This is a genomic window from Austwickia chelonae, assembly GCF_003391095.1.
Taxonomy (GTDB): domain Bacteria; phylum Actinomycetota; class Actinomycetes; order Actinomycetales; family Dermatophilaceae; genus Austwickia; species Austwickia chelonae_A.
On the sequence record NZ_CP031447.1, the window covers coordinates 407,384 to 420,376 of the forward strand.

11 protein-coding genes and 1 pseudogene are annotated in these 12,993 nt (G+C 66.5%); 9 read left to right on the top strand and 3 right to left on the bottom strand.

Annotation, left to right across the window (positions count from 1 at the left end; genetic code table 11):
• Positions 1-2 precede the first annotated feature (2 nt).
• Both DX923_RS16555 and DX923_RS01820 read right to left on the bottom strand, forming a co-directional pair.
• A pseudogene (locus DX923_RS16555) lies at positions 3-896 on the bottom strand (amidohydrolase family protein); the annotation flags it as partial.
• A 2-nt stretch (positions 897-898) separates the two neighbouring features.
• Positions 899-1,657, bottom strand: a complete 759-nt coding sequence (locus DX923_RS01820) for a crotonase/enoyl-CoA hydratase family protein (RefSeq protein ID WP_116112271.1) — start codon at positions 1,655-1,657, stop codon at positions 899-901.
• A 258-nt stretch (positions 1,658-1,915) separates the two neighbouring features.
• Between DX923_RS01820 and DX923_RS01825 the strand changes: the two genes are divergently transcribed.
• Positions 1,916-2,707, top strand: coding sequence for an alpha/beta fold hydrolase (locus DX923_RS01825; protein ID WP_116112273.1), 792 nt, complete (start codon positions 1,916-1,918; stop codon positions 2,705-2,707).
• A 217-nt stretch (positions 2,708-2,924) separates the two neighbouring features.
• Complete coding sequence (locus DX923_RS01830) at positions 2,925-3,659, top strand: metal-dependent hydrolase (protein WP_116112274.1); 735 nt, start codon at positions 2,925-2,927, stop codon at positions 3,657-3,659.
• Positions 3,660-3,677: 18 nt separating this feature from the next.
• Here the strand turns inward: DX923_RS01830 and DX923_RS01835 are convergent, their stop codons facing one another.
• Entirely contained in the window at positions 3,678-4,052 is a 375-nt protein-coding gene (locus tag DX923_RS01835; RefSeq protein ID WP_116112276.1) for a hypothetical protein, read from the bottom strand.
• A 208-nt stretch (positions 4,053-4,260) separates the two neighbouring features.
• Between DX923_RS01835 and DX923_RS01845 the strand changes: the two genes are divergently transcribed.
• The 7 genes from DX923_RS01845 to DX923_RS01880 all read left to right on the top strand — a co-directional run bounded on the left by DX923_RS01845 (position 4,261) and on the right by DX923_RS01880 (position 12,985).
• Positions 4,261-5,226: a cobalamin biosynthesis protein gene (locus DX923_RS01845; protein ID WP_116112279.1), complete on the top strand. Its 966-nt coding sequence runs from the start codon at positions 4,261-4,263 to the stop codon at positions 5,224-5,226.
• The gene (locus DX923_RS01850) at positions 5,223-6,746 is read left to right on the top strand and encodes a cobyric acid synthase (protein ID WP_116112281.1); all 1,524 of its coding nucleotides are present in this window, start codon (positions 5,223-5,225) and stop codon (positions 6,744-6,746) included. The genes DX923_RS01845 and DX923_RS01850 overlap by 4 nt, the downstream gene beginning before the upstream one ends.
• Before the next feature lie 265 nt (positions 6,747-7,011).
• The gene (locus tag DX923_RS01855) at positions 7,012-8,088 is read left to right on the top strand and encodes a hypothetical protein (protein ID WP_116112282.1); all 1,077 of its coding nucleotides are present in this window, start codon (positions 7,012-7,014) and stop codon (positions 8,086-8,088) included.
• Between the two features lie 147 nt (positions 8,089-8,235).
• Entirely contained in the window at positions 8,236-9,708 is a 1,473-nt protein-coding gene (locus DX923_RS16900) for a hypothetical protein (protein ID WP_162872712.1), read from the top strand.
• 150 nt (positions 9,709-9,858) lie between these two features.
• Complete coding sequence (locus tag DX923_RS01870) at positions 9,859-10,236, top strand: hypothetical protein (RefSeq protein WP_162872713.1); 378 nt, start codon at positions 9,859-9,861, stop codon at positions 10,234-10,236.
• Between the two features lie 45 nt (positions 10,237-10,281).
• Entirely contained in the window at positions 10,282-11,610 is a 1,329-nt protein-coding gene (locus DX923_RS01875; RefSeq protein ID WP_205413085.1) for a S8 family serine peptidase, read from the top strand.
• A 46-nt stretch (positions 11,611-11,656) separates the two neighbouring features.
• Positions 11,657-12,985 (top strand): S8 family serine peptidase, encoded by a 1,329-nt coding sequence (locus DX923_RS01880; protein ID WP_205413086.1) that lies wholly within the window; start codon positions 11,657-11,659, stop codon positions 12,983-12,985.
• The last annotated feature ends 8 nt before the right edge of the window (positions 12,986-12,993 follow it).

The following is a 12,993-nucleotide window of genomic DNA, read 5'->3' on the forward strand; positions in this document are numbered from 1 at the left end:
GAGGCCAGCTCGGCGGCGAGGACGTCGACGGGTTGCGGGTTGACCCATCTGCTGGTGCCGAAGAGGATCTTCTTCCGCAGCGGGCCGTGAGCAGCACGGATCAGCGCTCGCCACTCCGGTTCAGCACCGATGACACGGGGGCGGTGCGAGGAGAACTCCAGGTGGACGTTGGCATGTCTGCTGGCGACGAGTGTGCTTTCGAGGACTTGGGGCCAGCCGGCATGGCCGATGACGATGGTGAGTCGCGGGTGCCGGCGTGCGAGGTCGTCGATGTCACGCCAGCTGTCTGCTCCTTGCCGGTAGCGGGAGGCGAAGTGGTGGCCGGAGTGGATCCACACGGGGAGGCCTGCTTCAGCGAGCGCGCCGAAAAGGTGGGTGTTCCGGGGGTCGGTGACCGGGACGCCGTCGAGGAAAGGGATGACATTGCTGCCTCGCGCGCCGTGGGCGACCGAGTCCTCCAGGGTCTGCATGGCGCGGCTGGGATCGTTCAACGGGAGGCCGACCCAGATGTCGGTCCCCGGTTCATGTGCGAGCGCGTGCAGCATCGACTCGTTCACGGTCGCTCCGGAGCCGGTTTCTTCGGCGGAGCCCATGAGGAACTCCAGGACGACTCCGCGTTGCCGGCGCTCCTCAAGCGTGCGGCGGGTGTCGATCCGGCGGTCGACGGGGAGGAGGTAATCGACTGCGGCTTGTGGGCTTGTCGCCAGCGCTGCCTGGTACTTCTGCAGGTCACCGTCGAAGAGCCGACAGAAAGCGGCTCCGAACACTGACAGGTATTCGGGTGCTGGCTCCGCGAAGCGGAGCAGGTAGGCGCGCCAGCCGTCAGTGTCGAGGACGAGTGAGCAGGCGTCGGCGATGGACGGACGAGGACTTTCCGGTGGGGAGGGGGAGTGCATGGTCAGCGGCCCTGCCAGCGAGGCCGGCGGTGTTCGACGAAGGCAGTAGCGCCTTCGCGGGCGTCGGTGCTGTTGAGGACGGGGGAGAACCAGGTGTCCTGATGCGCCCACATGTCGGGGCTGGGGGTGTTCTGCTGACGTAGGACTTCGAGGGTCGCCCGGAGGGCCAATGGTGCCATTGTCGAGATCAGACGGCCCAGCTCCTGCGCCGTCGACAGGGCCTGCCCTGGTTCGACGAGGCGGGTGAACAGCCCGGTTCCGGCCAGATCTGCTGCGGTGTACATGCGTCCGGTGAGCAGCATCTCGGCGGCGATCGGGTGGGGAAGGCGGCGTCCCAGCCGCAAGGCACCACCTTGTGTGGCGACCAGCCCGCGGCGGACTTCCGGCAGTGCGAAGCGGGCATCTGTGGCGGCGATCAGGAGATCAGCGGTGAGCGCGATCTCGAAGCCGCCGCCGACAGCGGCGCCTTCGACTGCTGCCAGGAGGGGAAGGCGAGGTTCGTGCCGGGTGATGCCGCAGAGTCCTCGTCCTGGGATCGAGGGGCGTTCTCCTCGCGCGAAGGCGTTGAGGTCCATCCCGGCGCAGAATGCACGTCCTGCACCGGTGACCACGATCGCGTGGATGTCATCGAGCTGTTCGGCTTCGTCGATGGCTTCGGAGACCTCTGTGGAGAGGGTGCTGTCGATGGCATTGCGGACCTCGGGACGATTGAACGTGATGGTCCGGACGCCTTGAGCGTCGTCGACGAGGATGGACTGCATGCGAACTCCGCTGCCGGGTAAACGTTGAAGAAGCTTACCTCTCCATATTGTTCGTTCATTCTGGTGTCAGAAAGGCCTGACAAGCAGCGGATTTGTGGCCTTTCGGACGACGGGGTCGTTGCGGCACCCTGCGTCTTGAGTGGTGACGCAGGGTGTTCCTCTGCGGTTTATGCCAATCCTCGGGCCTGCCCTCGTCCCACCCATTACGGTGAAAGTGCCGTGGCTCAGTGGATTCGGCTGGATGCCAGGAGGGCTCCCATGGAGAGTCGGTTGAGGGTACGACGAGCTGGGTGTGAGCTCGTGGGCGAAGTACGAGGGCAGGGTCGTGACGTCGTACTCGTGCACGGGGCAGGCATGAACCGTTCCATGTTCGACGCTCAGGTCCCCGCATTGGTGGAGGGCGGCTGCCGCGTCCTGACCTTCGACCTGAGGGGGCACGGCGAGTCGCGACCGGCCACCATTTCTCTGGCCGACTGCGATGTCGTCTCGGAGGTCGTCGCCATGATGGACGAGGCAGCGATGACGAGTGCCGTACTGGTCGGGCAGTCCCTGGGTGGGAACATCTGCCAGCACGTGGCGCGATCGGCCCCGGACCGGGTGGATTCGCTGGTCGTCATCGACTCGGCGTGGAATGCCGAGGAGCTGTCACCCCTGGAGAATGCGGCTCTTCGGGCGTTGGGTCCGTTGCTGAGCTGTCTTCCGTGGCCGTGGTCGGTGAAACGGATGGCGAAGGCGAGCGCAGCCACTTCGGAAGGGGTCGGCCTTGCCCGGCGCAGCTTCGCGCAGTTGTCTCGTGAGGAGTTCGTGCAGGCCTGGGAGACGGCGCGGGGGCAGTTGACGAAGGATCGGTCGGCGCCGTCGGGAATGCCGCTGTTGTTGATCTGCGGGGAGCTGGACGGGACAGGTCAGGTCCGGCGTTCGATGCAGGGGTGGGCGACGGCAGCCGGTACGGTTCTTCATCGTGTGCCGCAGGCCGGGCATCTGGCCAATGTGGATCGCCCGGAGCTGGTCAACGAGTTGCTCCTCGACTTCATCTTTCGGGGGCCTTGATTTCGGGGCTGTTGCGTCTTCTGTGAACGGGGCGCTGTGGTGGGCCGGGCCGGTACGCGAGGGTTAGGTGTACCCGGCGAGAGGACATCAGGACGAATGTCCTGTTTACTTGTCCTGACAACACAGTGCCGAGGGTGGCCGGGGTCTCGCCGGTGGCGCCCGGATCAACGAATCGTCGTTCTCCTCCGCTGTTCACACCCGAGGAGGGCGACCGCACATGATGGGCAGCACCCACGCCACCTGTGGTTGGCTCGCAGGACTGCTCACCCTCCCCGTCGCACCGGTCAGTGGTTTCGCCGAATGCGCGGCCTGGGTGATCACCTGCGCCGGATGTGCGCTCCTGCCCGACCTCGACGAACCGAAATCGTCCATCGGCTCGATGTGGGGGCCGATCTCCCAGTCGGTGGCCACCGTTGTCCGGGTCGTCGCCCGCGGCCACAGGTGGGGTACCCATGACATCATCCTGTCGCCCTTGGCCTATGCCTTCATCGCCAGCTGGGCCACTCGCAGCACCCTCGGGTCGGCCATCCTCCTGGCCGTCGTCGTCGGGCTTTCGCTCAAAGCGCTCGGTCTGTCCGGGGTCACCAAGATCGGTCCGCTGCTCAACCTGGGACTTTCTGCGCTCATCGGAGTCCAGCTGGCCCCGCATGTCGCCGCTCACCTCGACCAGCTGGCCCTCGTCGTCGCTCTCGGTGTGCTGGTCCACTGCGCCGGTGATCTCGTCACCGAACGCGGTCTGCCCGTCCCTGTGCTGTGGATCTGGCGGCGGAAACGCTTCGCCATCCCGTTGTTCGAGACGGGGAAGAAAACCGAGCGGCGGATCGCCGTCGTGCTGAATATCGCCGTGGTCTGGCAGCTCGTCGTCGTCCTCGGCGGACCGGACCGTGCCGTGACCAATGCGCTGCACTTCGTCAAGCAGGTCGGCACCGAGCTCTTCCCCCACTTGGCGTGAGCCCGTCCCGGCCTGGATTCAACCGCCCAACCACAACCGCAGGACGTCGGCATCGGCCTGAGCTTTCTCCGGCGGGCGGGAGTCCCGCCGTTTGTCCTTCGTCACGGACAGCTGACACATCGCGATGAAATAGGCCCCGAAAGCTTCCGGTTCGCCGGCCGCTCGCAGCTTCCGGTCGTACTCCTGCATCGCCGGGATCATCTCCCCGCCGGGAGCGCCACCGAAGACCGACGTACGAATCCGTGCCATGTGTTTCGCCTGCGGAGGAGGCGTCGAACGCAGAGCCGGCCACATCACCACCTGGCCGGACACCCTGCTCAACAACGCCAGATCCGAATCGGTCAACACCAGACCCTCCGGGTCGACATGGACCCGGTCACGGGGAACCGCCACGACCCACACCTTTCACCGCGGACGAAGAATCCGCCCGACGAGCGGCGAGGAGAACCGGCTGCCGCGGATCGAACAGACCTCCTCCAGATCGACCGCGCTATCTGCGACGTGAGCTTTCACCACCGACCCGAGAACGCCGGCGATCTCGCGAAGAGCCTGGTGACGAACGGCCCTCGCTCTCCAGGGAGGCTCTGCTAGCGTCCAGCGCATGGCCTCACCCCATGCCACCCGCGCCGCCGGGCTGGCTCTCGGACTCCTTGTCGACGCCGCCATCGGCGACCCCCGCCGGGGGCACCCTGTCGCACTCTTCGGCAGGTGGGCCGCTCGGCTGGAACAGACCACTTACCGGGACAGCCGCGCCGCCGGTGCTGTCCACCTTCTCGCGGCGACCCTGCCTGTTCTCGCGCTGGGTGTTGCCGCCGAACGGGCGAGCCGACGACACCCCGCCGCTCACGTCCTCGCCACCGCCGCCGCGACCTGGGCCGTCGTCGGTGCCCGTACCCTCGCCCACGAAGGCGAAACCCTTGCTGCGGCGCTCGCCGACGGTGACCTGGATGCCGCCCGGCGTCGGTTACCGCACCTGTGCGGGCGTGAACCTTCCGACCTGGATGAAAACGAACTCGCCCGGGCCGCCGTCGAATCCCTCGCCGAAAACACCTCGGACGCGGTCACCTGCCCGTTGATCTGGGGTGCCTGCCTCGGTATCCCCGGGCTGCTCGTCCACCGCGCCGTCAACACGCTGGACGCGATGGTCGGCCACCGTCGCCCCCGTTATGCCCGTTTCGGTACTGCCTCGGCTCGCCTCGACGACCTGATGGCGCTGCTGCCCGCCCGAGCCACCGGGCTACTCGCCTGCGCTGTCGCGCCTCTCGCCGGGGGCGACCCGGCGGCGGCATGGACGACGATGCTCCGCGACCACGCCGCGCACCCCAGCCCCAACGGAGGGTGGTGCGAATCGGCTTGGGCTGGAGCACTGCACGTCCAACTCGGTGGACGCAATGTCTACTGTTCGAGGGTTGAGGAGCGGCCCTTGCTCGGCGACGGGCGACGCCCCGACGGCACCGACATCCACCGGGCCGCCCGCCTCGTCCGCGCCGTCACCGCCGCCGGAGCAGCGGTCGCCGTCACGGCCCTGGGCCTCGCCGCCGCCCGTACCCAGGAGACCCACTCATGACCGGAATCCTCATCGCCGGAACATCCTCCGACGCCGGGAAATCCCTCGTCGTCACCGGGTTGTGCCGGGCCGCCCGCCGCCGCGGCCTCGACGTCGCCCCGTACAAGGCGCAGAACATGTCGAACAACTCGATGGTCTGCGCCGACGGCACCGAGATCGGCCGGGCCCAATACCTCCAGGCCCTGGCCGCGCAGGTCGAGGCGCACTCCGGGATGAACCCGGTCCTCCTCAAACCCGGCACCGACCGCCGTTCTTTCGTCGTGCTGCGTGGACAACCCGCAGGACGTCTCGAAGCCGGTGAATATGCCACCGGGCGGAAGCATCTCGCCGAAGCCGCTTTTGCTGCTTACGAAGAGCTCGCTGCTGCGCACGACCTGATCATCTGCGAGGGCGCCGGATCACCTGCCGAGATCAACCTGCGCGCCGGTGACTACGTGAACCTGGGGCTCGCCCGCCGGTTCGACCTGCCGATGGTGCTCGTCGGCGACATCGACCGGGGCGGGCAGCTCGCCGCGCTCTACGGACACTGGGCCATCCTCGACGACGCCGACCGGGCCTGCCTGGCCGGGTACATCATCAACAAATTCCGTGGAGACGCCCGCGTCCTCCAACCCGGGTTGGACGAGATCACCCGGCGTACCGGGATGCCCGGACTGGGCGTCCTGCCCTGGGTCGACGGGGTCTGGCTCGACGGCGAGGACGCCCTCGACCTGGGGGCTTGGCGGGCACACGGCGGCCCGGAGGGAGACGACGACGAACGCCTGCGGGTCGCTGTCGTCGCTTTCCCCCGCACCTCCAATGCCACCGACGTCGACGCCCTCGCCCACGAGTTCGGAGTGGAGGTCGTCATCACCCGTGACCTGGGACGGCTCCGCGACGCCGACCTCGTCGTGCTTCCCGGTTCTCGATCGACGCTCTCCGACCTGGAGTGGCTGCGCCGTCAGGGCATCGCCGACGTGATCGTCGACCGGTGGCATCGGGGTCGTCCCGTCCTGGGGATCTGCGGCGGCTACCAGATGCTTGCCCGTACGGTCGACGACCGTGACGGCGTCGAATCACGCGGCGCATCACGCGGCGCAGGGCGGTCGGCGCAGGGCCTGGGGCTGCTACCGGTGACTGTGCGCTTCCACGCCGAGAAGACCCTCGCCCGGCCGCGCGGAAGCTGGGCCGGGCACCCCGTCGAGGGATACGAGATCCACCACGGCCTCTGCGAGGTCGACAGCGACGGGGTCGGGGCTGGGGGCTGGGGCGGGGCTGGGGGCTGGGACGGGGAGGTCGAGCCTTTCCTCGACGGCTGCCGCCGGGGAGCCGCCTGGGGCACCCTGTGGCACGGCGCCTTGGAGAATGACGACTTCCGTCGGGCCTGGCTGACCGGTATCGCCGAGACCACGGGGAACCTCTGGCGGCCTCACCAGGGACATCCTGGTTTCGGTGAGCGGCGCGAACAGATGATCGAGGCGCTCGCTGATGCCGTCGAGACGCATCTCGACCTGGACAGGTTGTTCGACATGGCCCGGTGACATCGGGGCGGGGGCTGCGGCAGTGGGTCGGATCCTGTCGACTGACAGCCCCTTTCCGGTACTGGTTGACGTGATGAAACCAGGGGGCAGTGTAGGAAATGTGGGGGCAGTGTAGGAAATGTGCTGTCAGTGGGGCGTGAGAATGCTTGTTGAGTTTGTAGATACGAGGCATACTTATTGAGTGAGTTGATCTAGTCATGCGGTCGGCCCACTTTCGCCCGTGAGTGACATTCGCTCTTGTGGCCCACGGCCACCTGGAGGAAATGTGGAATCCAAGAACACGCTGTCCGACCTGAGAGACCTCTTCCCTCCGGCCGACTCGGACTGGGTCGACCGTGCCGTCTTCACCCTGATCCGGGCCGGGGTCACCCGCACCTACGTCGAGACCGCTCTCATCGACGCCGCGATCGCCTGCGACGGCGAAGGCCGCCGCGCCGCAGACCTACACGGACCTGCGGACGACTGGGCGGCGGCCACTGTCGCCGACTGGCGTGACGAAGGCACCCCCGTCTGGGCCGTCGAAGCCACTCTCGACCTGCGAACCATGCTGGTCGGCGCCTTCTGGCTCGCTGCGACCCTGGCGCTCTTCTTCGGGCTCTTCGACCGGTTCGACGACCAGGCCATCGAGGTCACCGTGGGGTACGCGCTCCTTCCCACGCTCGTGGCGCTCGGCTGCACCGCCGGCTATGGCACCTACGAACGTGCGCTGCGGCGGTTCTCCCGCCCGGTTGCCGCGGCCTGTGCCTGCGCCGTCGCAGGGGTGGCCGTCGCCCTGGCCGTCGTACTGATCGCGGTCACCCGTGGGCACGTGCTCGGGTTGAACGGCTTTCTTCTCCATCTGTGTCAGGTCGTCGGTAACGCCGGTGTCGCCATGCTTCTTGCCGCGGTTCTCCCGCGGGAGTGGCGACGTGAGAAGCAGTCTCCTCGCGGCACCGACATCTCGGGCATGGATGACGAGGAATGGCTGGCTGTGTTCGGCCAAGAGCTGCGACGGTCGACCATGTACTCCGAAAGCCGGGTGCGTGCCCGCTGCGCCGAGGCCCGCGCTCATGCTGTCGCGACCGGCCGCACCCTCGTCACGGAGTTCGGTGCACCCACCGACTATGCGGCCGGCCTGCCACGGGACACCGAAGCCGAGTTCAAGGGGCGGGTGCGCTCCCGGGCGCTGCTCTTGCTGTTCTGGATCGGTATGGGTGTCTACAGCTTTCTGTGCAGCGACCGGTCCGACCTGATCGCGGTCGGGTTGATCGGCATCAGCCTGCTGCTTTTCCTTGATCTGGCCCGTCAGATATGGCGCAACCGTCGAGCGAAAGAGGAGCGCGCCACAGCGAAGCGCTGGTGAGTGGTGACGCCGACTCATGCACCACCGGTGCGCATGTTCTTTTGTGCAAACACAATCCGGTGAAGAAGCGGAATCGCGCCCGGTCTCGGGTTAAATTCTTGTGTCGCGTGTCAGGTGTTTCTTATCGGTGTGAGGAGTGGGTCGTCGATGTCCGGGGGTCGTCACGGTGAGTACGAGGGTCTGCGCGCGGAGCAACTGAAGGGTGTGGCGGCGAGCGTGCGCCCGGGAGAGATGATCGCAGCGGTCGACGCATTCAGAGAGGCCTCGAAGGAGGTGGAGCGGGTGTCGGGCCTGCTCCACAACGAACTGGCGCGACTGGTGGGCACGGGCTGGAGTGGTGAGGCGTCCGTGGCTGCCCTGGAGAAGGTGATTGACACCGCCTCCAAAGGAAGAGAGTTGTCGGTGGCGGCGAAGTCCACCGAAGACACGGTTGCCGTGTTCCAGACGACGATGAGCCGTTTTCAGCAGGAGATCTCAGGCATGCAGGCGCGTAAGGCCACGATGCCCGAGGTGTCCGGGACGGGGTGGTTGACCTCTCCCTTGGCTGCCTGGGAGTACAAGAAGCAGTACGACCAGGAGGAGGCCGACCGGGAGGCGCTGGTGGCGAAGGTGAAGGAGATGGACGCGGCTGCGCTGTCTTCCGGCGACAAAGCCGACGGGGTGAGGTGGCCTGGTTTGAAGTTTCAGTCGGAAGAAGAGCCTCCGGAGTCGTTGTCGGGTGGTGGGGGTTCTTCGTCGGATGGGGGGTCGGGGAGTGGGCTTGGGGTTGGGCCTGTTCGGTCGGGTGGTTCGGGGGTTGGTGTGTGGCCGGGTGGTCCTGGTGGGGGTTCTTCCGGTGGGGGTGTTGTTCCTGGGGTGCCGGGTGGTTCTGGTGGTGGGGGTGTAGTTCCGGGGTTGCCGGGTGGCGGTGGTTCTGGGGTGCCTGGTGGCTCGGGTATTCCTGGTGGTCCGGGTGGGAGTGTCCCGGGTGTGCCTGGGGTGCCGGGTGGTTCTGGTGGTGGGGGTGTGTTTGCTCCGGTGGGGGTGTTGCCGCTGCCTCCGGGTGGGGTGCCGGGTGGTCCGGGTGGTTTTGTGCCGGGTGGTCCTGGGGGTCCTGGTGGTGTGGGGGTGTTGCCGCCTGGTAGTGGGTTGCCGGGTGGTGCTGGTGGGGTTCCTGGTGGTGTGGGGGTGTTGCCGCCTGGTGGTGGTTTCCCGCCTGGTGGGGTGGTGCCGGGTGGTCCGGGTGGGGTGCGGCCGGGTGTGCCTGGTGGTGCCGGTGTCGCTGGTGGTGGTTGGGCCCGTGGGGTTGGTGGTTCTGGTGGTGTCGGCGGTAGCGCTGGGGGTGCGGGTAGCGCTGGTGGTGGTGCCGGTGGTGGTGGTTGGGCTCGTGGTGCGGGTGGGTCTGGTGTGGGGTCTGGTGGTTTTGGTGCTGGGCCTGGTGGCACCGGTGGTGGTGTGGGGTCTGGTGTGGGTTCGGTGGGTGGTCGTGGGGGTGCTGGTCAGGGTGGTGTGCCGTTGGGTGGTGGGTCTGGTGGTGAGCGTGATCGGGGGTTGCGTGCTCGTCCGGAGTTTTTGGTGGCGTCGGATGAGGTGTGGGGGGATACGGAGTTGGTGGCTCCGCCGGTGTTGGGTGATGAGTGAGTTGGGTGTGGTCGGGTTGGTTGGTGGAGCGTGTCGGGAAAGGACGTGTGGGTGATGGCGGAGAACGCGGAGAGTGCTTCCACGTGGGGTGCGTGCTGGGCTGATGGGAGAGAGACCCGGCCTCCTGAGGTGCTTTGGGACCGGCCGAATATGGACAAGGTGCGGGGGGCTAGTTTCGACCTGAAGTTCGACTCCTACCGGGAGACCTATAAGAAACTGCGTGACTTGCACAAGGAACTGGAGGCGGCGTACCAGAAAGTAGGGTCGGCGAAGGAGCGGCTGGAGGGCGCCCGACCTGGTGGGAGTCTCAAAGGTGCCGAGGACTGCTGGCGGGCGGTCCAAGTTTCGGCGAGCAAGCTGGAGAATGACGCCGAGGCCCTTGACAGCATGGTGAAGCAGGTCTTGAACGGTTTGGCTAAGTCGCATGCGAGTTATGTGCAGGCTGAGGCGCAGGGCCGAACAGGGCTGCTGCAAGCGGATGGTCAGGCGAAGTTCGCCTTCAACAAGAAGGATTCTTCTGGTTCGTAACTTCCGTGTAGTCGGTGTAGTCGGTGTGGTTGAGGGTTGGGTGTGATGGTGGGTCGTTGGGGTCGGGTGTGGTGTGCGGTTGTGGCGGTGGTGGCGGTGGGGTGTGCTCCGTTGTCGGCGGTCGCGGTGCCGGTGCCGTCTGCTGGCGTGGGGGTGTCGTCGTCGGCGAGTGTGGGGGATGGGCGGTTGGCGCGGGAGCGGGCGTGGTGGATTTCGGGGTTGGGGGTGGATCGGTCGTTGGTGGTGTCTCGGGGGGCTGGGGTGACGGTGTGTTTGGTGGATACGGGGGTGGATGCGAAGCATCCGGATTTGGTGGGGGTGCGTATTGAGGCGGGGACGGATACGTCGGAGAAAGGGGGGACTGATGGGTTGAAGCCCACGGATGAGCATGGGACGTCGATGGCGGGGTTTATTGCGGGTTTGGGGTCTGGTCCGGGGCGTTCGGAGGGGGTGTTGGGGGCGGCTCCGGAGGCGAGGGTGATTTCGGTGACGTCGAGTGCGAGTTTGGGGGTGACGTGGAGTGATTCGTTGACGAAAGCGATCAGGTATTGCGTGGGGCGGGGGGCGAAGGTGATCAATCTTTCGATGGGCGGGGGTCTGGAGGGTCACGGGAAGGTTGAGGCGTTGGTGGAGGCGCAGGAGAAGGATGTGGTGATTGTCGCGGCGGCGGGGAATTTCGGTAATACCGATGGTGGTTCGTGGGCGCGTGCGTTTGGTTTTTTGCAGGTGGGTGGGGTGATGGCGGATCTGCAGTTGGCGCCGAAGTCGAACCGGGGTGTGGTGAGGGAGCGTGGTGGTTTGCTCAATGGTCAGGGGAATGGGGTGTGTGGGCCTTTTTCGGTGAGGCCGGGGGTGCCGGTGTTGGGTCCGTTGCCGGGTGGGGGGTATTACGCGAGTGGTGGGACGTCGTCGGCGGCTGCGGTGGTGTCGGGGGTGGTGGCTGCGGTGCGGTCGAAGTATCCGGAGCTGAATGCGGGTCAGGTGATTCGTCGGGTGTTGGCGACGGCGAAGCGGGATGGGTCTGGTCCGGTGCCGGATGAGAAGTGTGGGTGGGGTGTGGTGGATGCGTATGCGGCGGTGACGGCGGATGTTCCTGCTGGGGGTAAGGAGAACCCGTTGGGCCGGTTGGAATTCCGGGCGAGGTCCAGCAAATGGAATGTGAGTTCGGTGGGGTCGATGGGGGAGTGGGAGCCGGCGTACAAGCCGGAGGCTCCGGTTGCTCCTCAGAAGCCGCCGGCTACGCAGTACGACAAGGACAAGTGGTTTATTTGGGCGGCGGTGGCGTTGTGGGGGACGGCGGCGGCTGCGGTGGTGGCCGGGGGTATCGGCGGGGTGGTGTGGTTGGTGCGGCGGAGGCGTGGGCGTTCTGGTTGATGTCGGGGTGGGTGTGTCGCGTCGGTGTGGTTGAGGGTTGGGTGTGATGGTGGGTCGTTGGGGTCGGGTGTGGTGTGCGGTTGTGGCGGTGGTGGGGGTGGGGTGTGCTCCGTTGTCGGCGGTTGCGGTGCCGGTGGTTCCTGTTGCTGTTCCTGTGTCGTCGTCGGCGAGTGTGGGGGATGGGCGGTTGGCGCGGGAGCGGGCGTGGTGGATTTCTGGTTTGGGGGTGGATCGGTCGTTGGTGGTGTCTCGGGGGGCTGGGGTGACGGTGTGTTTGGTGGATTCGGGGGTGGATGTGAAGCATCCGGATTTGGTGGGGGTGCGTATTGAGGCGGGGACGGATACGTCGGAGAAAGGGGGGACTGATGGGTTGAAGCCCACGAGCGATCACGGGACGTCGATGGCGGGGTTTATTGCGGGTTTGGGGTCTGGTCCGGGGCGTTCGGAGGGGGTGTTGGGTGCTGCGCCGGAGGCGAGGGTGATTTCGGTGACGTCGAGTGCGAGTTTGGGGGTGACGTGGAGTGATTCGTTGACGAAGGCGATCAGGTATTGCGTGGGGCGGGGGGCGAAGGTGATCAATCTTTCGATGACGGGGGGGATAGATGGTCACGGGAAGGTTGCGGCGTTGGTGGAGGCGCAGGAGAAGGATGTGGTGATTGTTGCGGGGGCGGGGAATGACGGTGATACCGATGGTGGTTCGTGGGCGCGGGTCTTCGGGGTTTTGCAGGTGGGTGGGGTGATGGCGGATCTGCAGTTGGACCCGAAATCGAATCGGGGCGTGGCTAGGCAACCGAATGGCGTGCTTTACGGTCAGGGGAATGGGGTGTGTGGGCCTTTTTCGGTGAGGCCGGGGGTGCCGGTGATTGGTCCGTTGCCGGGTGGGGGGTATTACGCGAGTGGTGGGACGTCGTCGGCGACGGCGGTGGTGTCGGGGGTGGTGGCTGCGGTGCGGTCGAAGTATCCGGAGCTTTCGGCGGGTCAGGTGATTCGTCGGGTGTTGGCGACGGCGAAGCGGAATGGTGATGGTGCGGTGCCGGATGAGAAGTGTGGGTGGGGTGTGGTGGATGCGTATGCGGCGGTGACGGCTGATGTCCCGGCGGGGAGTAAGGAGAACCCGTTGGGCCGGTTGAAGGCCGGGGCGACGAGTGATCGGTTCTCGTTTGATACGGAGTCGATGGGGGAGTGGGATCCGTCGTTTAAGCCGGATGCTCCGGTTGCTCCTCAGAAGCCGCCGGTCACGCAGTACGACAAGGACAAGTGGTTTATTTGGGCGGCGGTGGCGTTGTGGGGGACGGCGGCGGCTGCGGTGGTGGCCGGGGGTATCGGCGGGGTGGTGTGGTTACGGCGGCGGCTACGTAGCCGCGCTGGTCGGTGAGGACCTTC

Coding starts and splice junctions, on each gene's coding strand:
- DX923_RS01820 (WP_116112271.1), bottom strand. CDS start 1,657: ATGCAGTCCATCCTCGTCGACGACGCTCAAGGCGTCCGGACCATCACG.
- DX923_RS01825 (WP_116112273.1), top strand. CDS start 1,916: ATGGAGAGTCGGTTGAGGGTACGACGAGCTGGGTGTGAGCTCGTGGGC.
- DX923_RS01830 (WP_116112274.1), top strand. CDS start 2,925: ATGATGGGCAGCACCCACGCCACCTGTGGTTGGCTCGCAGGACTGCTC.
- DX923_RS01845 (WP_116112279.1), top strand. CDS start 4,261: ATGGCCTCACCCCATGCCACCCGCGCCGCCGGGCTGGCTCTCGGACTC.
- DX923_RS01850 (WP_116112281.1), top strand. CDS start 5,223: ATGACCGGAATCCTCATCGCCGGAACATCCTCCGACGCCGGGAAATCC.
- DX923_RS16900 (WP_162872712.1), top strand. CDS start 8,236: ATGTCCGGGGGTCGTCACGGTGAGTACGAGGGTCTGCGCGCGGAGCAA.
- DX923_RS01870 (WP_162872713.1), top strand. CDS start 9,859: ATGGACAAGGTGCGGGGGGCTAGTTTCGACCTGAAGTTCGACTCCTAC.
- DX923_RS01875 (WP_205413085.1), top strand. CDS start 10,282: ATGGTGGGTCGTTGGGGTCGGGTGTGGTGTGCGGTTGTGGCGGTGGTG.
- DX923_RS01880 (WP_205413086.1), top strand. CDS start 11,657: ATGGTGGGTCGTTGGGGTCGGGTGTGGTGTGCGGTTGTGGCGGTGGTG.